This window comes from Mesorhizobium sp., from assembly GCF_965229135.1.
Classification (GTDB): domain Bacteria; phylum Pseudomonadota; class Alphaproteobacteria; order Rhizobiales; family Rhizobiaceae; genus Mesorhizobium.
Map to the genome: position 1 here is coordinate 3,285,378 of NZ_OZ245860.1, position 17,423 is coordinate 3,302,800.

General features: G+C 62.4%; 21 protein-coding genes. 11 read left to right on the top strand and 10 right to left on the bottom strand.

Annotation, left to right across the window (positions count from 1 at the left end; translation table 11 throughout):
• Positions 1–2: 2 nt before the first annotated feature.
• The 4 genes from ACO07C_RS15520 to hisB form a co-directional block, all read right to left on the bottom strand.
• Positions 3–293 carry a DUF1330 domain-containing protein gene (locus ACO07C_RS15520; protein WP_421915037.1) on the bottom strand — a complete coding sequence of 97 codons (291 nt, stop codon included), beginning with the start codon at positions 291–293 and terminating at the stop codon, positions 3–5.
• Positions 294–483: 190 nt separating this feature from the next.
• Positions 484–1,134 carry an imidazole glycerol phosphate synthase subunit HisH gene (hisH, locus tag ACO07C_RS15525; RefSeq protein WP_421915038.1) on the bottom strand — a complete coding sequence of 217 codons (651 nt, stop codon included), beginning with the start codon at positions 1,132–1,134 and terminating at the stop codon, positions 484–486.
• Between the two features lies 1 nt (position 1,135).
• Positions 1,136–1,612 carry a DUF2628 domain-containing protein gene (locus tag ACO07C_RS15530; protein ID WP_421915039.1) on the bottom strand — a complete coding sequence of 159 codons (477 nt, stop codon included), beginning with the start codon at positions 1,610–1,612 and terminating at the stop codon, positions 1,136–1,138.
• A 4-nt stretch (positions 1,613–1,616) separates the two neighbouring features.
• On the bottom strand, positions 1,617–2,216 hold the full coding sequence (gene hisB / locus ACO07C_RS15535) for an imidazoleglycerol-phosphate dehydratase HisB (protein ID WP_421915040.1): 600 nt from the start codon (positions 2,214–2,216) through the stop codon (positions 1,617–1,619).
• 223 nt (positions 2,217–2,439) lie between these two features.
• Here hisB and hslV point away from each other — a divergent pair, with 223 nt between their 5' ends.
• From hslV to ACO07C_RS15560, 5 genes are all read left to right on the top strand, one after another.
• Positions 2,440–2,991 carry an ATP-dependent protease subunit HslV gene (gene hslV / locus ACO07C_RS15540; protein WP_421915042.1) on the top strand — a complete coding sequence of 184 codons (552 nt, stop codon included), beginning with the start codon at positions 2,440–2,442 and terminating at the stop codon, positions 2,989–2,991.
• 50 nt (positions 2,992–3,041) lie between these two features.
• The gene (locus ACO07C_RS15545; RefSeq protein ID WP_421915043.1) at positions 3,042–3,560 is read left to right on the top strand and encodes a GNAT family N-acetyltransferase; all 519 of its coding nucleotides are present in this window, start codon (positions 3,042–3,044) and stop codon (positions 3,558–3,560) included.
• A gap of 5 nt (positions 3,561–3,565) precedes the next feature.
• On the top strand, positions 3,566–4,165 hold the full coding sequence (locus tag ACO07C_RS15550) for a DUF2585 domain-containing protein (RefSeq protein ID WP_421915044.1): 600 nt from the start codon (positions 3,566–3,568) through the stop codon (positions 4,163–4,165).
• A 4-nt stretch (positions 4,166–4,169) separates the two neighbouring features.
• Complete coding sequence (gene hslU, locus ACO07C_RS15555; protein ID WP_421915045.1) at positions 4,170–5,480, top strand: ATP-dependent protease ATPase subunit HslU; 1,311 nt, start codon at positions 4,170–4,172, stop codon at positions 5,478–5,480.
• A 159-nt stretch (positions 5,481–5,639) separates the two neighbouring features.
• Complete coding sequence (locus ACO07C_RS15560; RefSeq protein ID WP_421915046.1) at positions 5,640–6,599, top strand: DUF1402 family protein; 960 nt, start codon at positions 5,640–5,642, stop codon at positions 6,597–6,599.
• Between the two features lie 15 nt (positions 6,600–6,614).
• Here ACO07C_RS15560 and ACO07C_RS15565 read toward each other — a convergent pair whose 3' ends face one another.
• The 4 genes from ACO07C_RS15565 to ACO07C_RS15580 form a co-directional block, all read right to left on the bottom strand.
• Positions 6,615–7,421 (bottom strand): 3-methyl-2-oxobutanoate hydroxymethyltransferase, encoded by an 807-nt coding sequence (locus ACO07C_RS15565; RefSeq protein ID WP_421915047.1) that lies wholly within the window; start codon positions 7,419–7,421, stop codon positions 6,615–6,617.
• A 75-nt stretch (positions 7,422–7,496) separates the two neighbouring features.
• Positions 7,497–8,714, bottom strand: a complete 1,218-nt coding sequence (locus ACO07C_RS15570) for an NAD(P)/FAD-dependent oxidoreductase (RefSeq protein WP_421917539.1) — start codon at positions 8,712–8,714, stop codon at positions 7,497–7,499.
• 16 nt (positions 8,715–8,730) lie between these two features.
• On the bottom strand, positions 8,731–9,045 hold the full coding sequence (locus ACO07C_RS15575; protein ID WP_421915048.1) for a MocE family 2Fe-2S type ferredoxin: 315 nt from the start codon (positions 9,043–9,045) through the stop codon (positions 8,731–8,733).
• Between the two features lie 40 nt (positions 9,046–9,085).
• Positions 9,086–10,189 (bottom strand): fatty acid desaturase family protein, encoded by a 1,104-nt coding sequence (locus ACO07C_RS15580; RefSeq protein WP_421915049.1) that lies wholly within the window; start codon positions 10,187–10,189, stop codon positions 9,086–9,088.
• A gap of 184 nt (positions 10,190–10,373) precedes the next feature.
• On the opposite strand from ACO07C_RS15580, the gene ACO07C_RS15585 reads away from it, so the two are divergent.
• The 6 genes from ACO07C_RS15585 to ACO07C_RS15610 all read left to right on the top strand — a co-directional run bounded on the left by ACO07C_RS15585 (position 10,374) and on the right by ACO07C_RS15610 (position 16,538).
• A complete protein-coding gene (locus tag ACO07C_RS15585) occupies positions 10,374–11,405 on the top strand; it encodes a LacI family DNA-binding transcriptional regulator (protein WP_421915050.1) in 1,032 nt (343 codons plus the stop codon).
• Positions 11,406–11,701: 296 nt separating this feature from the next.
• Positions 11,702–12,643 (top strand): sugar ABC transporter substrate-binding protein, encoded by a 942-nt coding sequence (locus ACO07C_RS15590; RefSeq protein WP_421915051.1) that lies wholly within the window; start codon positions 11,702–11,704, stop codon positions 12,641–12,643.
• 112 nt (positions 12,644–12,755) lie between these two features.
• Complete coding sequence (locus tag ACO07C_RS15595; protein WP_421915052.1) at positions 12,756–13,832, top strand: ABC transporter permease; 1,077 nt, start codon at positions 12,756–12,758, stop codon at positions 13,830–13,832.
• A 2-nt stretch (positions 13,833–13,834) separates the two neighbouring features.
• Entirely contained in the window at positions 13,835–14,602 is a 768-nt protein-coding gene (locus ACO07C_RS15600; protein ID WP_421915053.1) for an ATP-binding cassette domain-containing protein, read from the top strand.
• 122 nt (positions 14,603–14,724) lie between these two features.
• Positions 14,725–15,720 carry an inositol 2-dehydrogenase gene (iolG, locus tag ACO07C_RS15605; RefSeq protein ID WP_421915054.1) on the top strand — a complete coding sequence of 332 codons (996 nt, stop codon included), beginning with the start codon at positions 14,725–14,727 and terminating at the stop codon, positions 15,718–15,720.
• A gap of 23 nt (positions 15,721–15,743) precedes the next feature.
• A complete protein-coding gene (locus ACO07C_RS15610; protein WP_421915055.1) occupies positions 15,744–16,538 on the top strand; it encodes an SDR family oxidoreductase in 795 nt (264 codons plus the stop codon).
• A 34-nt stretch (positions 16,539–16,572) separates the two neighbouring features.
• Here ACO07C_RS15610 and ACO07C_RS15615 read toward each other — a convergent pair whose 3' ends face one another.
• Together ACO07C_RS15615 and ACO07C_RS15620 are read right to left on the bottom strand one after the other, a co-directional pair.
• Positions 16,573–16,992: a type II toxin-antitoxin system VapC family toxin gene (locus ACO07C_RS15615; protein ID WP_421915056.1), complete on the bottom strand. Its 420-nt coding sequence runs from the start codon at positions 16,990–16,992 to the stop codon at positions 16,573–16,575.
• Positions 16,993–16,994: 2 nt separating this feature from the next.
• Entirely contained in the window at positions 16,995–17,240 is a 246-nt protein-coding gene (locus ACO07C_RS15620; RefSeq protein WP_421915057.1) for a type II toxin-antitoxin system VapB family antitoxin, read from the bottom strand.
• Between the last annotated feature and the right edge of the window lie 183 nt (positions 17,241–17,423).

Here is a 17,423-nt window from a genome sequence, read left to right on the forward strand (position 1 = left end):
GTTCAGGCACCCTCGACGATAACGAAATGGCCGGTCGAGGCGGCGAGCCGGAACCTCGAGGCCTGCTGGTATTCGGGCGAACGGTAGCATTCGACCGCCTTGTCGTAGGATTCGAACTCGACCAGCACATGGCGATTGCCCGTCTGCCCCTCCGGGCTTTCATGGCGACCGGCCCGCACGGCGAATTTCGCGCCGTATTTCGCAAATGCGACGGCATTCGCCTCGATGTACTGCTTGTAGATTTCGGGATCGCGGACATCGACCATCGCCATCCAATAGCCCTTCTTGCTCATGGTAAATCCCCTGGTTCGAGCATGATCTCCGGACAAACGGGAAAACCATTTGTCCGAGAAAACCGGCCTCCACTTTTCGGGATCATGCTTTAGAGCCTGTTCCATCCCGATAGAATCGGGATGGGGCTCTATCTGTTTGTTTGAGCATGATCTTTTCCGAAAACCGGCCTCCACTTTTCGGGATCATGATCTAGGGCCTCCAGCGCAGGAAATTGGTGATCAGCGCCAGACCCAGCGCCTGGCTCTTCTCGGGATGGAACTGCGTGCCGACAAGGTTGTCGCGGGCGACCGCGGCCGTCACCGGCCCGCCATAGTCGGCCACCGCCAGCACCTCCTCGGGCTTCAGCGCATCGAGATGGTAGGAATGGACAAAATAGGCGTGCAATCCGCTTGCTCCAGTCGCAATGCCGGAGAAAAGCGGATGTTTGCGGTTGAGCTCGATCGTATTCCAGCCAATCTGGGGAATCTTCAGCGCCGGATCGGCCGGCGTGATTTCCTTGACGTCGCCGGTGATCCAGCCAAGGCCGTTGGTGATGGTCTTCTCGAGCCCACGCTGCGACATCAGCTGCATGCCAACGCAGATGCCGAGGAACGGCCGCCCCTTCGTGATCGCGACCTCCTCGACCGCATCCCACATGCCATCGACCGCGCGCAGGCCGGCCGCGCAGTCGGCATAGGCGCCGACGCCGGGCAGGACGATGCGGTCGGCGGTCCTGACGCGTTCGGCATCGGCGGTCAGGTCTATCGTGGCGGCGATGCCGGCTTCGCTCGCCGCGCGCTCGAAGGCTTTCGTGGCCGAGCGAAGATTGCCCGAGCCATAATCGATGATGGCAACCCGCATCTCAGTGTTTTCCCGGTGTATGGGTCAGCCCCAGGGCCATGCCCATCTGCGCGGGCCGCGCCAGGGCAGCGTCCGGAACGATCCTGGGCGCCGGGCCGTGCTCTTCCGACTGGGCGTCGGCTTCAAGCGCATAGCGCGTGTCGGCATCGTCGAGCCTGTCGGCGGCGACCACGCCCCATTCATGCCAGCCGCGGCGGCGAAGCGAGGCGATCCGCAGGCCCTGCCCCTCAAGGCCGACATAGAACGACACAAGCAGCGACAGCAGCGAGCCGGCCAGCCCAAGGCCAAGCCGCTCGCCGAGCATGGAAAGAAGGCCCATGACGACAAAAGTCAGCCCTGCCTCGACCCACAGCCGATGCCAGGCGAGCCAGATTGGCGGCACCAGGAAACCGGGCCAGGAGAAACCATCGCGAACGAAGGTCGTCGTATCGACCTTCTCGCTGCGGCCCGGCGGCTCCATCACGACATAGCTGGCCATCAGGCTACCCTTTCAAAGAGCCCTTGGTCGAGGGCACCGCGTCCGGCTGGCGCGGATCGCGCTCTAGTGCGGTGCGCAGCGCCCGCGCGACCGCCTTGAAGCATGTCTCGGCGATATGATGATTGTTGGCGCCATAGTGGTTGGTGACATGCAAGGTGATGCCGGCATGCTGCGACAACGCCTGGAAGAACTCGCGCACCAGTTCGGTGTCGAAGGTGCCGATCTTCGGCGACGAGAACGGCACATTCCAGACCAGGAACGGACGGCCGGAAACGTCGACCGCCGCCCGTGTCAGCGTCTCGTCCATGGCAAGGTCGATCGAGGCATAGCGCATGATGCCGCGCCGCTCGCCCAGCGCCTTGGCCAGCGCCTGGCCGAGCACGATGCCGGTATCCTCGACCGTGTGGTGATCGTCGATGTGAAGGTCGCCCTTGGCCTTGACCGTCATGTCGATCAACGAATGACGCGACAGCTGGTCAAGCATATGGTCGAAGAAACCGACGCCTGTCGCCATGTCGGATTTGCCGGAACCATCGATATGGACCGACACGGAGATGTCGGTTTCCCTGGTCTTGCGGCTGACTTCGGCGGAACGGGGCGACATGGCCTTGTCCTTGTCCCAGAGTTTCACGGCTTCAGGCGTCCACGCGCTTGAAAACGAGAGCCTTCTAGCAGCATGATCCGGCGATTGCCAGTTGCCATGCCGGCCGGTATCGAGCCTCGGCATCGCCGTTTGCAATCGCTGGCCCCATGCATACATATGGCCGATCAAAGTCACTCGTAACGCGCCAATTGCCTATCAGGGATGGCGCGAATCGGAGCAGTAGATGTCTAATGAACTGACCATGCACGCCACGACCATCGTGACGGTGCGCAAGGGCGGCAAGGTGGTGATTGCCGGCGACGGCCAGGTGAGCCTTGGCCAGACCATCATGAAAGGCAATGCGAGGAAAGTGCGCCGCATCGGCAAGGGCGGCAACGTCATCGCCGGTTTCGCCGGCGCCACCGCGGACGCCTTCACCCTTCTGGAGCGGCTCGAAGCCAAGCTCGAACAATATCCCGACCAGTTGACGCGCGCCTGCGTCGAGCTCGCCAAGGACTGGCGCACCGACCGCTATCTTCGCCGGCTGGAGGCCATGATGCTGGTCGCCGACAAGTCGGTTTCGCTGGCGCTCACCGGCAATGGCGACGTGCTGGAGCCGGAACATGGCGTGATGGCCATCGGCTCGGGCGGCAACTACGCGCTGGCCGCCGCGCGCGCGCTGATGGACACCGACAAGGACGCCGAGGAGATCGCCCGCAAGGCGATGCAGATCGCCTCCGACATCTGCGTCTACACCAACAACAACTTCGTCGTCGAAACGATCGATGCCGCCTGAAGCGGTCGGCCATGGTCCCGAAAAGTGGAAGCCGGTTTTCGGAAGAGACCATGGCCCAGCCAGACCATGACTATGATTTTCGGCCGGTGACCAGGAAGGACCTGCCGATGATCGCGGCTTGGCTCGCCGAACCGCATGTAGCCCAATGGTGGGACGACCCGGAAAAAGAGATCGCTCAAATCCGCGAGCATATCGACAGCATCTCGGTCGAGCCGCTGATCGTCGAGCTCGACGGCAAGCCGATCGCCTATCTGCAGAGCTATGACCCGCACATGGAGGACGGCCATCCCTATGCCGACCAGCCCTTCGGTACGCTGGGAATCGATCTGTCGATCGGCCGACCGGAACTGATCGGACTCGGGCACGGGACGGCGATTGTCAGGCAATTCGTCGCGGACCTGTTCGAGGAAGGCGCGCTGCGGGTCATCGTCGATCCGAACCCCGCCAATGGCCGAGCCATCCGCGCCTATGAAAAGGCTGGTTTCCGGTCCATTGATCGCAGGCAAACTGTCTTCGGTGATGTCGTGCTGATGGCGATGGATGCCGATGACGCGCAAGAGGGGGAATGACGGAAATGAATGCATCCATCGATGACACGGAGCTATCGGCCTACGAGAACAGCTGGCGCATGGGACTGCTGATCGTTGCCGGCCTGATCCTTTTCCAGGCCGTGGCGCTCTACCTGATGGGTCATCCTCCGATCTGCACCTGCGGCTACATCAAGCTCTGGCATGGCGTGGTGAACAGTTCCGAGAATTCCCAGCACATCACGGACTGGTACACCTTCTCGCACATCATTCACGGCTTCCTGTTCTATGCGCTGGCCAGGTACCTATTCCCGAACTCGCCGATCGGCCTCAGGCTGGCATTCGCGGTCGCGATAGAAGGCGGCTGGGAACTGCTGGAGAACAGCCCGTTCATCATCGAGCGTTACCGTGCAGGCACCATCTCGCTCGACTATTACGGCGACAGCATCATCAATTCGGTGTCCGACACACTGGCCATGATGCTGGGATTTGTGATGGCGCGAAGGCTACCTATATGGGTGGTCGTCAGCCTCGCCATCCTCTTCGAACTGGGTACCGGTTATCTGATCCGGGACAATCTGACACTCAACGTGATCATGCTGCTGCATCCGTTCGAGGCCATCAAGCAGTGGCAAAGTGGAATTTAGTGATATGAGCACGTTCTCCCCCCGCGAAATTGTTTCGGAACTCGACCGCTTCATCATCGGCCAGAAGGACGCCAAGCGCGCCGTGGCCATTGCGCTGCGCAACCGTTGGCGCCGCCAGCAGCTGGAAGGCCAGATGCGCGAAGAGGTGATGCCGAAGAACATCCTGATGATCGGCCCGACGGGCGTCGGCAAGACCGAAATCTCGCGCCGCCTGGCGCGCCTTGCGGGTGCGCCTTTCGTCAAGGTCGAGGCGACCAAGTTCACCGAGGTCGGCTATGTGGGCCGCGATGTCGAGCAGATCATCCGCGACCTCGTCGAGATCGCAATCGGCCTCGTGCGTGAGAAAATGCGCGAGGACGTCAAGGCGCGCGCCCATGTCAACGCCGAGGAACGCGTTCTCGAAGCCCTTGTGGGCAAGACGGCAAGCCCGGCCACGCGCGATAGCTTCCGCAAGAAGCTGCGTGACGGCGAGCTCGACGACAAGGAGATCGAGGTCGAGGTGGCAGACACCGGAAATGGCGGCATGCCCGGCTTCGAGATCCCCGGCATGCCTGGCGCCAATATCGGCGTGCTCAACATCAACGACATGCTGTCGAAGGCGATGGGCGGCAAGAAGACCAAGCTGCGCAAGACGACGGTAAAGGAATCCTACGATCTGCTGGTCGGCGACGAGTCCGACAAGCTGCTCGACCAGGACGAGGTGGTGCGCCGCGCGCTCGACGCGACGGAGAATGACGGCATCGTCTTCCTCGACGAGATCGACAAGATCGCGGCGCGGTCGGACATTTCGGGCGGTCCTTCGCGCGAGGGCGTGCAGCGCGATTTGCTGCCGCTGGTCGAAGGCACCACTGTGGCAACCAAATACGGGCCGGTGAAGACGGACCATATCCTGTTCATCGCTTCGGGTGCGTTTCACGTCTCGAAGCCCTCCGACCTGTTGCCGGAGTTGCAGGGCCGCCTGCCGATCCGCGTCGAACTGAGGGCGTTGGAGAAGGACGATTTCGTCCGCATCCTCACCGAGACCGAGGCCAGCCTGATCAAGCAGTATATCGCGTTGATGAAGACCGAGGGCGTGGACCTGACCTTTACCGACGACGCCATCGATTCGCTCGCGGGCATTGCCGTCGACCTCAACGCCAGCGTCGAGAATATTGGCGCCCGGCGGCTGCAGACGGTGATGGAGCGGGTGCTGGACGAGATCTCCTACGACGCGCCAGACCGCAACGGCACCTCGGTCACCATCGACGCCGCCTATGTCGAAAAGCATGTCGGCGACCTGTCGAGAAACACCGACCTGTCACGTTTCATCCTTTAAGGGATGGCGGATGCCGGCGCCGGGCCTGCTCCGGCGTCGCCGACAGATGTGTGGCCAAATGGAAGCAACTGGCCGGCTTTTGCCTTGGCCGGCCACGCGGCCCTCGACTCCCCTGGCGGCTTTTCCTAGTTTGCCCGCTAGACTGACAGGCGGCGGCACATGAAGAAACTGATCCTCGTCATCCTCGGCTTGACGCTTGCCGCGACGCTGTTCGCCGCCCAGGCGGCAACATTGGTTCCACCCGGAAACCGCAACGCAGAGCAGCCGGACATACCCGGCGCCTCCAGCCGGCGAACGCAGGCGACGAACACAACCTTCCAGGCGAAGTACCGCAAGGTCTACGCATTGCTGCAGAACGACGCCGATCTGCGAGCCAAGATCAGGAAGGCGGCCGCCGCCTACGGGATCGACCCCATGCATATCGTCGGCGCCATCGTTGGCGAGCATACCTACAATGTCGATGCCTACGACCGGCTGCAGACCTACTACGTCAAGGCAATTTCCTACCTGACCAGCAAGCTGTCCTTCGCCTACAATGGCGAGGACATCACGGATTTCGTGCAGAGACCCCAGTTCAAGACATGCGCCGGGATGTCGGACAGCTATGATCTGTGGGAATGCCGCGAGCAGGTGTGGAACCGTTCCTTCCGCGGCAAGAGCGTCGGCGGGACAAATTTTCCCGACGACCGGTTCGGCGCCACCTTCTTCCAGCCCTATTACGCCGGCCAGACCTTTGGCCTCGGTCAGCTCAATCCCTTGACCGCCCTGCAGATGAGCGATCTCGTGCACCGGATTTCCGGCCTGCCCAAGCTCGACGTCAGCGATCCCAATGCCGTCTACAAGACCATCATGGATCCGGATCTGACCCTGCCCTACGTCGCCGCGACGATCCGGAAGTCCATCGACGCCTACAAGAGCATTGCCGGCTATGACATATCGGGCAATCCCGGCCTCACCGCGACGCTCTACAATGTCGGCAACCCCGAACAGCGCGCCTATGCGCTGAAGGCCGAGAACGACAAACGCCGCGCCGCCGGCCAACCCGACAAGCTGCCGGAGGAAAACTACTATGGCTGGCTGGTCAACGACAAGCTGCCGGAACTCAAGGCGCTGTTCTAGCCCGAGGATACGTCTTCAAGGCTGAGCCTCGAGGAACGCTTCGAATTTGCGCAATTCCTCGGCGTCGGCTCCAACGATATGCCGCGGCGCCGGATAGGCGCCGGACTGGATATCGTCAGCATATTCGCGGAAAGCCGCGACGCGCTCGTTCTGGAGGCGGTCATATTCGGCCGCGAGGTCGCGGTAGCGCTTGGCGTGGCGCGGGTAGCGGCCGCGATTGGTGCCGAGCACATCCTCCGAGAACAGATACTGGGCGTCGCAGCCGGCGCCCGCGCCCATCGAGATCATGATCAGCGGCGTGCGCCGCGAGATCGCGCTCGCGACCTCCGCCGGAACCACTTCGATCTCGGCCGCGAAAGCGCCAGCCGCTTCAAGGTCCTTGACCTGCTGCCAGATGAAGGCGGCGCTTTCGGCTGTCTTGCCGACCGCCTTGAAGCCGCCGGTCCAGGTTGCGTGGGCCGGAATCAGGCCGACATGTCCGCAGACCGGAATATGCTCGTCGCGCAGCCGGCGGATGGTTTGCAGGCTGGCCGAGCAATACATGGCGTCGGCGCTGGCGGCGCGCAGCTTCACCGCCGTGCGCAGGATCTCGTCGGTGGTCGCGCCCATCCTGGCCTGCTCGTCGCCGGGAATGACAAAACAGGTTGGCGCCGCGTCGCGAAGGCGCGGATCGAAGATCAGATCATAGGTGACGGAGATAATGTCGATGCCAGCCCTTTCGGCGGCCTCGGCCTCCTTCAAAGAGAATACCCGCAGCTTGGAAAGCTGGCGTTTGCCCTTGAGCGATTGCAGGTCGGCGACCGTTGGCCTGTTGCGTGACATTTTCAGATCCCCATCATTTTTGTTCGACCATGATCCGAAAACCGGCTTCCGCTCTTCCGATCATGGTCTGGCGGCTCACGCCGCCAGCAGCGATTTCAGTTTGACCTCCCGCGAGCCGAGCGCCTCGGGCGCCGGCCTCGCACGCTTGCCGATCAGCATCTCGGCCAGCCTGATTTCGCGGGCGACCGCGTTGGCCGCGCCAATGCCGCTTGCCGCGACCAGCCTGCCGTCATCAGCCAGATGGAAAAGGATGAAGGCGCCGTCGCCGAGATCGCGGCGGACAACCTTGCTGCCCTCGTCCGAAAGACCGGCGATCTGCAAGGTCAGCCCATATTGATCCGACCAGAACCACGGGACGGCCGCATGAGCTTCGCCCGCGCCAAGCATATTCCTGGCCGCGAGCGCGCCCTGTTCCTGAGCGTTGCGCCACGCCTCCAGCCGCACGCGCCGACCGCCATACACGGCCAGCGGAAAAGAGCAGCAGTCGCCGGCGGCGAAGATGCCGGGATCGACGGTGCGCAGTTCGGCATCGACGGCGATGCCGTTTTCGATCGCCAGGCCAGCCTCGGCGGCCAGCCCGGTCACGGGGACAGCGCCAATGCCGATCACGGCGAGGTCGGCGACGATCTCCCGGCCGCCGGCAAGTGCGACGCGAACCCGCGCACCGTCATCGGCGAGCGCAGCGATGCCTTCGCCGCACAGAATGTCCACCCCTTCGGCGACATGCGCCTGATGGATGATTTCGGCGATCTCGGCCGGCACGCCCCGCATCAGGATGCGCGGCTGCGCTTCGATGACGGTGACGTCCGTGCCCAGCTTGCGCGCGGCCGCCGCCAGTTCCAGGCCGATGAAGCCGCCGCCGACGATCGCGATGCGGTTACCCGCATTCAGATGGGCGCGGATGGCCAACGCGTCGGCGAAGGTCCTGAGATAGACGCAGCGCGAGCCGAGGCCCGGCATCGGCAGTTTTCGCGGCGTCGAGCCGGTCGCCAGCAGCAGCTTGTCGTAGGCGAGAACCGAGCCGTCCGACAGGCGCACCATATGCGCTGCGCGGTCGATCGCCACGGCCTTTACGGAACGGATATGCCTGATCGAGCGCTCCGCCAGCACCTCGTCGCTGGCGATCGCCTTGATAGAAGGCGCATCGCCGACCATCGCGTCCTTGGACAGCGGTGGCCGCTCATAGGGCAGATGCGGCTCCTCGCCAACGAGCGTCACAGGTCCGTCATAGCCGAGATCACGCAGGGCAAGGGCTGCGCGTCCGCCGCACTCACCGGCGCCGACGACGATCATGCCCTTCGTCATGCCGTCACCCGATCTGGACAAGGACTTTGCCGGCGTCGACCTTGACCGGATAGGTCTTGAGGTTGACGCAGACCGGCGCTCCCCGCGCCGCGCCCGTCTTGTAATTGAAGCGGCCATTGTGTTTGGGGCATTCGATGATGTCGTCCATCACCAGCCCGTCCGCGAGGTGCACCTTCTCATGCGTGCACAAGCCATCGGTGGCGAAAAACTCGTCGTCCGGCGAACGGTAGATCGCGAATGTGCGGCCGCCATGGTCGAACCGCATCACGTCTTCTTCGTCGATATCCGTGGCGTTACACGCCTCGACCCAGTCGCTCATAAACCCTCCCAATGGAATTCCGCGCCCCTCCGGGCTGATGTCATTCCGCGGCAATCGCGGTGCTGTGAAGATCCTCGCGATAGGGTTTGGCGGTCGGCGGCAGTTCGCGTTTGATGAAATAGTCTTCATTGCGCAACTGGCGCAGGAAGGCAGGGATCATTTCGCGATAGCCGGCGAGGATAGACGGCGTCGGCGCCGGCAGATCATGCTTGATCAGCGCATGCAGCTTCGGCAGCGCATGATAGGGCACCATCGGGAACATGTGATGCTCGACGTGGTAGTTCATGTTCCAGTAGATGAAGCGGCTGATCGGGTTCATGTAGACGGTGCGGCTGTTGAGCCGATGGTCGGTGACGTTCTCGGCCAGGCCGCCATGCTGCAGCAGGCCGACCATCACATGGTGCCAGGCGCCATAGAGCCTGGGCAACCCAACCAGCATCAGCGGCAGGAACGAGCCCAGATACACAGCCAGAACAATGGTCGCGGCATAGATCGCCGTCCAGATGCGGGCAACGCGGATCGCCTTTGGCTGCTCCTGTTCCGGAATGAAGGTCTTTTCCGCCGGGCTGATGATGCCGGCCGCGTTGCGCAGCATGTCGCTCATGGCGCGCCAGGCGTCCAGCACGCCGACGAAGCCGAGGATGACGCGCAGCAAATCCGGCGGCCGCATGACGGAAATCTCGGGATCGCGGCCGACAATGATGGTGTCGGTGTGGTGGCGCGTATGGCTCCAGCGCCATGTCACCGGGTTGCGCATGATCATGAAGCAGGCGATCTGATAGATCACATCATTCATCCACTGCGTCCTGAAGGCGGTGCCATGGCCGCACTCATGCCAGCGGGAATCCGTCGAGGAGCCGTAGAGCACGCCATAGACGAAGAAGAACGGCACGCACCACCATGTACCCCAGAACCAGACGCCGCCGCCGGCGCTCAGGACCAGAGCGGCCAGCCAGATGAGGGTGTCGCGGATCGCGGGCCCGTCGGAGCGTTGCATCAGCTCCTTCATCTGCTTGCGCGGAATGTCGGTATGGTACCATTCGGCGGCCGACAGGCCGTTTTCGACGGCAAGCTTCGCGTCACGGCCGATCAGGCTGTAATCGCGCCGGGACGGCATTGCGGCTTCGGATACTGTTGCTTCCATCGTGGTTGCTTCCATCGTGGCTGCCTCGGTCCGAACGACATCCTTCAGGACCGTGCCGGCATCACAGGTGCTTGATCACCGTAAAATACCGCCAAGCGATGATAGGCTCAATATCAGAAAGATAGTTTCTATCATTTCCCATCAGAATGATGTAGAACCATGCCAGGAACCTGAGCAGGAAATCATGGCGAAACGGCCCACCATCACCGATCTGGCGCGCATCTCGGGCGTGAGCGTCGCCACTGTCGACCGGGTTCTCAACAATCGCCTGCCGGTCCGCGAGGACACAGCGCGCCGCGTCTACGAGACCGCAACCGAAATCGGCTACCATGCCGCAGGGCTGATCAAGCAGCGCATGCGGCACGAACTGCCGGAATACCGGCTGGGCTTCCTGCTGCTGCGGCGGGAAGACGTCTTCTACAGCGAATTCGCAAGGGAACTCGATCTGGCGGTGTCCCAGGCCCAGCGCTTTCGTGGCGTGGCCACCATCGACTTCGCCGATTCGCTGGCGCCCGACGAGATCGTCGAGCGAATGCGCAAGCTGGCGGCAAAATCCAGGGCAGTGGCACTGGTGGGGCCGGACCATCCGACGCTCACAGTCGCCGTCGAGGCGCTGAAGGCGAAGGGAATGCCGGTGTTTTCACTGCTCTCCGACTTCGCGTCAGGAATTCGCGAGGGCTATGTCGGCCTCGACAACCGCAAGGTGGGGCGCACCGCGGCCTGGATGATCTCCAAGGCCGCGAAGCGCCCTGGCAAGGTTGCACTGTTCGTCGGCAGCCACCGCTTCCACGGCCACGAACTGCGCGAGATCGGCTTTCGCTCGTTCTTTCGCGAGCAGGCGCCGGAATTCACCTTGCTGGAAACGCTGGTCAATCTGGAAGCCAACCAGATCACGCATGACGCCATCATCGAGCTTCTGGCTGAGCATCCCGACCTGGTAGGGCTCTACGTCGCCGGCGGCGGCATGGAGGGCGCGGTCTCGGCGCTCAGGCAGGCAAAGCCGCCCGAGATGCCGGCTGTCATCTGCAACGAAATCACCGTGGAATCACGCGCGGCGCTGGCCGACGATATCCTGACCATGGTGATCTCGACGCCACTGGCCGCACTGTGCCGCGAACTCGTCGCGTTGATGGGCCACGCCATCGAAGCGGGCGCCGCCAACGCGCCTGGACAGACTTTCCTGCCCTTCGACATCTACCTGCCAGAGAACATCTGACGCCAGTCACCCCAGCGCCGCCCGCAAAGCGCAACCTGCCAAGCGCGCCTTGAGAATCCGACACGCGATTTCGGAATCGCCCTTGACGCCTTGCCGAGAAATGGAATAAATATTTCACCAACTAGGTATTTTGGTTCTTTCGTTCCGGAACAATTGTTTCAAGCAGAAGGTTTGGCGTTCCAGCCAACGTGAAAGACGCCGTCCGGAGCAAAGCGAAATCGGGAGAGATTCCCCGGGCGACCGGGGATTCCGGCTAGATCGGTGCAACCGGACACCAAATGTGGAGGAGAAACATAATGAAGAAACTGCTTTTGGGCGTCGCCTTCGCGGCGCTGATGAGTTCGTCCGCCATGGCCGCCAAGATCGGCGTATCGATGGCCAAGTTCGATGACAATTTTCTCACCGTGCTGCGCAACGGCATGATCGCTCAGGCCAAGGGCATGAGCGGCGTGGAGCTTCAGGTCGAAGACGCGCAGAACGACGTGGCCAAGCAGCTCGACCAGATCAAGAACTTCGCCGCCTCGGGCGTCGACGCGATCATCGTCAACCCGGTCGACACATCCGCCACGCAGGCGATGTCCGACGCCGCGGCAGCCGCAAAGATTCCGCTGGTCTACGTCAATCGCCAGCCGGTCAATGTCGACACGCTACCCGCCAACCAGGCCTTCGTCGCGTCGAACGAAGCGGACTCGGGCACGCTCGAGACCAAGGAAGTCTGCCGCCTGTTCAAGGAAGCCGGCAAGAAGGAAGCCAATGTCTATGTGATCATGGGCGAACTGTCGAACCAGGCCGCGGTGCAGCGCACCAAGGACATTGACGATGTGATCGCCACGCCGGACTGCAGCTTCATCAAGATCATCGACAAGCAGACCTCGAACTGGAACCGTGACGAGGCCCAGAACCTGATGACCAACTGGCTGTCGACCGGCAAGAAATTCGACGGCGTCATCGCCAACAATGACGAAAGCGCCATCGGCGCCATCCAGGCCATGAAGGCCGCCAACATTGACATGAAGACCGTGGTCGTCGGCGGCGTCGACGCCACCCAGGACGCGCTGGTGGCGATGCAGGCGGGCGACCTTGCCGTGACCGTGTTCCAGGATGCGGCCGGACAGGGCGCGGGCGCGCTCGACGCGGCGCTGAAGCTGGCCAAGGGCGAGAAGGTCGACCGCAAGGTCTACGTTCCCTTCCAGCTGGTGACCAAGGCCAATATCGACAAGTTCCTCAAGAAGAACTGAGGCCGCGAGCCATTCGATACGAGGCGGCGCCACCAACAGGGCGCCGCTCCACCTCTCCCTGCTCGCCCAGGCGGCTTAGCAGGACGAGCGCGAATTTTGGAGGAGATGGAACGTGGCACAGTCATCCCATGGCGTCGGAGGGCTTACCTATGACGCGAAGAAACGCTCATGGCCTGCCGAGTTCAACGTCTTCCTGGCGCTGGTCATCCTGGTCGTCATTTTCGAAGTTATCGGCAGGTTCTTTCTTGGCGACAGCTTCCTGTTCAACACGCGCAGCGACGTCGGCGGCATCTTCAACGAGGCGCGCCTCCAGATCATCATCCTGCAGGTGTCGATCGTCGGCATCATCGCCATCGGCGTGACGCAGGTGATCATCTGCGGCGGCATCGACCTGTCCTCCGGCTCGATTGTCGGCGCGACCGCGATGATCGCCATGAGTTTCGCCCAGGTTGCGACAGTCAATGGCAACCCGAACCCTAAGGCGATGTTCCTCGCGCAAGGCTGGACCGACCTGCCGGTCATCGTGCCGTTGCTGGTTGCCATCGCTTGCGGCCTGCTGGCCGGCTTCATCAACGGCGCATTGATCGCCTACACGCGCATCCCGCCGTTCATAGCCACGCTCGGCATGATGGTGACCGCGCGCGGCATCGCCAAATGGTGGTCCAAGGGCCAGCCGATCTCGTTCCCCACCGACAGTTTCGCCGCCATCGGCAAGGGCCTGATGCCCGTCATCATCTTCCTGTCGCTGGCGGTGCTGTTCCAGCTGATCATGACCTACACACGGTACGGGAAACACTGTTACGCCATCGGCTCCAACGAGGACGCCGCGCGCATGTCCGGCATCAAGATCGCCAACCACAAGATCCTCGTCTACGTCATCGCCGGCATACTCGCCTCGCTCGCCGCCGTGGTGCTCTCCTCCAAGAACCTGACCGCCCAGTCCGGCATGGGCGTGATGTACGAACTCGACGCGATCGCCATGGCGGTCATCGGCGGCGTCTCGCTGTCGGGCGGCCGCGGCTCGATCATCGGCACGGTGATCGGCTCGCTGATCTTCGGCGTCATCATCTCCGGCTTCACCTTCCTGCGCCTCGACGCCTACTACCAGGAGATGGTCAAGGGCGTGATCATCGTCGGAGCCGTCGTTCTCGACCAGTGGCGCCAACGCCTGCGGGCATTGAGGGCATGACCATGTCAGACATCGTTCTGAAGACCGAAAACCTGACCAAGCATTATGGCGGCGTGCAGGCGCTGGTGGGGGCGAACTTCGAGCTGCGCAAGGGCGAGCATGTCGCCATCATGGGCGACAACGGCGCCGGCAAGTCGACTTTCGTGCGCCAGATCACCGGTGTCGAGCAACGCACCAGCGGCAAGATGTGGTTCGACGGCAAGGAAGTGAGTTTCGCCGGCCCGATCGAGGCGCGCACGGCGGGCATCGAGACCGTGTTCCAGAACCTGGCGCTGGCGGACGATCTCGACGTTCCGTCGAACCTGTTCCTCGGCCGCGAAAAAGTGCTGTTCAATCTCGGGCCATTCTCGATCCTGGACCGCAAATACATGCGCAAGGCGACCGAAGCGGCACTGGTGCGCACGGCGGTGAAGATCCCCAATCTGTCGAACACCATCCGCCACATGTCGGGCGGCCAGCGCCAGTGCGTGGCGATCGCGAGGACCGCGACTTTTGCTTCCAAGCTGATCATCATGGACGAGCCGACGGCAGCCCTTGGCGTGCAGGAGACGGCGCAGGTCGAAAACATCGTGCGCACGCTGAAGGAGAATGGCGAACCGCTGATCCTGATCAGCCACAACATGCGCCAGGTGTTCGACCTTTGCGACCGCGTGGTCGTCTTCCGGCGCGGCCGCATCGTCGCCAATCTGCGCAAGCAGGATACGGACGGAAACGATATCGTCTCCTACATCACCGGCGCCAAGACCGGCGAGGCGGAACTCGCGGCCTAGGCCGGGCGGTGGCTCATCCATCCCGGGACGATCCGCCGCGCCACGAAACAACCCTGTCACCTTTCCCTGGCAGGAAGGTGCGGACACAACTCTCTCGAACCATCCCTTAGAGGAAATATCCAATGACTCTCCGCTTCGCTCTCCTCGGCGCCGGCCGTATCGGCAAGGTGCATGCCCGCGCCGTGGGTTCCAACCCGCAAGCCAAACTGGTGGCCGTGGCCGATGCCTTCGAGAAGGCGGCAACAGAGCTGGCCTCGGCCTATGGCGCCGAAGTGCGCAGCATCGAAGCCATCGAGAAAGCCAAGGACATCGACGCCGTCGTCATCTGCACGCCGACGGACACCCATGCCGACCTGATCGAGCGTTTCGCCAAGGCCGGCAAGGCGATTTTCTGCGAGAAGCCGATCGACCTGAGCGTGAAGCGCGTGGAAAAGTGCCTGGCCGTGGTCGAGAAGGCCAAGGCAACGCTGATGGTCGGGTTCAACCGCCGCTTCGATCCGCACTTCGCCGCCGTGCGCAAGGCCATCGACGACGGGGCCATCGGCACCGTCGAAATGGTCACCATCACCTCGCGCGATCCCGGCCCGCCGCCGCTCGACTATATCGCCCGCTCGGGCGGCATCTTCCGAGACATGACCATCCATGATTTCGACATGGCCCGCTTCCTGCTCGGCGAGGAGCCGGTGGCGGTCAGCGCGCATGCCTCGGTGCTGGTCGACAAGAAGATCGGCGCGGCCGGCGATTTCGACTCGGTCAGCGTCATCCTGGAAACCGCGTCGGGCAAGCAGGCCATCATCTCCAACTCGCGCCGCGCCACCTATGGCTACGACCAGCGCATCGAGGTGCATGGCTCGAAGGGCATGGTGGCGGCTGAGAACCAGCGGCCGGTGTCGATCGAAGTGGCCAACGAGAAGGGCTATACGCGCCCGCCGCTGCACGACTTCTTCATGACCCGTTATCTCGATGCCTATGCCAACGAGATCGCCGCCTTCATCGCGGCCGCAACGTCGGGCAAGAAGGCCGCGCCGAGCGGCGCCGACGGCCTTGTGGCCCTGAAGCTGGCCGATGCGGCGCTGAAATCGGCGACGTCAGGCAAGACCGTCCGTCTCGACAAGTAAATCCCAGGCACAGGAGCAGAGCGATGAGCGCATCAGCAGATCGCAATTCACAAACACGCGCCATCGTCACCGGCGGCGCGCAGGGCATCGGCTTCGCCGTCGCCGAGGCGCTGGTCGACGAGGGCTGCCGGGCGCTGGCGCTGGTCGGACGTTCGCAGGAGAAGGGCGACAAGGCCGTCGCTCATTTCAAGAAGAAGGGCGTCGACGCGATCTTCATCAGCGCCGACGTCGCAAAGGTAGCGGACTGCAAGCGCGCGGTCGCTACCGCGATCTCGCATTTCGGCACCATCAACGCGCTGGTCAACGCCGCGGCCACTTCGGCGCGCGGCTCGCTGGTCGAGACGAGCGAAGAGCTGTTCGACACGATTTTCGCCACCAATGTGCGCGGTCCGTTCTTCCTGATGCAGGGCGTGGTGGCGCATCTCCTGGAGAAAAAGGCGGCAGGTTCGATCGTCAACGTGCTGTCGATGTCGGCGCATTGCGGCCAGTCGTTCCTGACGGCCTATTCGACCAGCAAGGGCGCACTGATGACCCTGACCAAGAATGTCGCCAATGCCCATCGCGGCAATCGCATCCGCAGCAACGCGGTGCTGCCCGGCTGGATGGACACCGAGGGCGAAGACCTCGTGCAGAAAAAGTGGCACGACGCGCCTGACGACTGGCTGGCAAAGGCCGAGGCCGCGCAGCCGATGGGCCAACTTGTGAAGCCGGACCAATTGGCGCGGCTGATCAGCTACATGGTCAGCCCGCAATCGGGCGTCATGACCGGATCATTGGTCGATTATGACCAGAGCATTGCGGGGTCGTCACCGGAGTAATTTGCCCAACCGGTCTGCTGGGCACGACCTGGATCTATCCGATGTCTGTCTCTATAAAATCCTGACCGGCGTAGAGCAGAGCAAGTCGATAAACCTTGCAACAGGCGTAGGAAAAACAATCGCCGATATCGAGTTGCGCCGGCGAGGTGACGACCTTGCCGTAATTGCATGCTGATTCAATGGCGAGCCGGCCGACCTCATCCGATATAAGGACCTCACCAACCGCCATATCCCGTAGGAGGCGGTCGATGGCTGCGTGCGCTTTTGCGATTGCCGCCGGTTCCACCGGTTTCGGCAAAGGGGTCTTCGAACGCGCCAAGGCCATTGCAGCCTCGAAACGAACGACGGCCGAAATGAAGAAAGGCCCATCATGGGCTTCCATGCGCGCGGCGCGTTCTCCTGCCACGGGTTCCGGGCGCAACAGAGCGACGATCGCCGATGCGTCGAGGAACAAGCTCATAGCCCGCCTGAAAGCTCGTCCGAATAAGCTTTCATATCGAAATTGGGATGATCGGCTCCGATTTCACCAGCCATCCTCACAGCTTCCACCAGTCGTTCCGACACAGACTGTTTACCGCGCGCACGTTCAATTTCATGCGTCAGCGCGCGGCGAACCGCTTCGGCCTTGCTTGGCGCTTTTGTAAGACGCTGTACCTCAAGCACCAACCGGTCGACTTCCCGGTCTTTCACGTAAAGCGGCATTTGAGCATATCCTACATATGTAGTTTTACATATTCCCACAGACCGTCATCAAGCAGGTGACAAAGGCTTCGGCATCGACTATATGAGGCGCATGATCCACCTGACCGCCACCTATTGGTACTTTAGCAGCTCGCTGGCGGCGGGAGGATTGCGCTCGATCTGAAGATTGCAGCAACAAACATC

Coding starts and splice junctions, on each gene's coding strand:
- hslV (WP_421915042.1), top strand. CDS start 2,440: ATGTCTAATGAACTGACCATGCACGCCACGACCATCGTGACGGTGCGC.
- iolG (WP_421915054.1), top strand. CDS start 14,725: ATGACTCTCCGCTTCGCTCTCCTCGGCGCCGGCCGTATCGGCAAGGTG.
- ACO07C_RS15565 (WP_421915047.1), bottom strand. CDS start 7,421: ATGTCACGCAACAGGCCAACGGTCGCCGACCTGCAATCGCTCAAGGGC.
- ACO07C_RS15545 (WP_421915043.1), top strand. CDS start 3,042: ATGGCCCAGCCAGACCATGACTATGATTTTCGGCCGGTGACCAGGAAG.
- hisB (WP_421915040.1), bottom strand. CDS start 2,216: ATGTCGCCCCGTTCCGCCGAAGTCAGCCGCAAGACCAGGGAAACCGAC.
- ACO07C_RS15520 (WP_421915037.1), bottom strand. CDS start 293: ATGAGCAAGAAGGGCTATTGGATGGCGATGGTCGATGTCCGCGATCCC.
- ACO07C_RS15575 (WP_421915048.1), bottom strand. CDS start 9,045: ATGAGCGACTGGGTCGAGGCGTGTAACGCCACGGATATCGACGAAGAA.
- ACO07C_RS15620 (WP_421915057.1), bottom strand. CDS start 17,240: ATGCCGCTTTACGTGAAAGACCGGGAAGTCGACCGGTTGGTGCTTGAG.
- ACO07C_RS15590 (WP_421915051.1), top strand. CDS start 11,702: ATGAAGAAACTGCTTTTGGGCGTCGCCTTCGCGGCGCTGATGAGTTCG.
- ACO07C_RS15600 (WP_421915053.1), top strand. CDS start 13,835: ATGTCAGACATCGTTCTGAAGACCGAAAACCTGACCAAGCATTATGGC.
- ACO07C_RS15610 (WP_421915055.1), top strand. CDS start 15,744: ATGAGCGCATCAGCAGATCGCAATTCACAAACACGCGCCATCGTCACC.
- ACO07C_RS15585 (WP_421915050.1), top strand. CDS start 10,374: ATGGCGAAACGGCCCACCATCACCGATCTGGCGCGCATCTCGGGCGTG.
- ACO07C_RS15580 (WP_421915049.1), bottom strand. CDS start 10,189: ATGGAAGCAACAGTATCCGAAGCCGCAATGCCGTCCCGGCGCGATTAC.
- ACO07C_RS15530 (WP_421915039.1), bottom strand. CDS start 1,612: ATGGCCAGCTATGTCGTGATGGAGCCGCCGGGCCGCAGCGAGAAGGTC.
- ACO07C_RS15560 (WP_421915046.1), top strand. CDS start 5,640: ATGAAGAAACTGATCCTCGTCATCCTCGGCTTGACGCTTGCCGCGACG.
- hisH (WP_421915038.1), bottom strand. CDS start 1,134: ATGCGGGTTGCCATCATCGATTATGGCTCGGGCAATCTTCGCTCGGCC.
- ACO07C_RS15550 (WP_421915044.1), top strand. CDS start 3,566: ATGAATGCATCCATCGATGACACGGAGCTATCGGCCTACGAGAACAGC.
- hslU (WP_421915045.1), top strand. CDS start 4,170: ATGAGCACGTTCTCCCCCCGCGAAATTGTTTCGGAACTCGACCGCTTC.
- ACO07C_RS15570 (WP_421917539.1), bottom strand. CDS start 8,714: ATGATCGTCGTCGGCGCCGGTGAGTGCGGCGGACGCGCAGCCCTTGCC.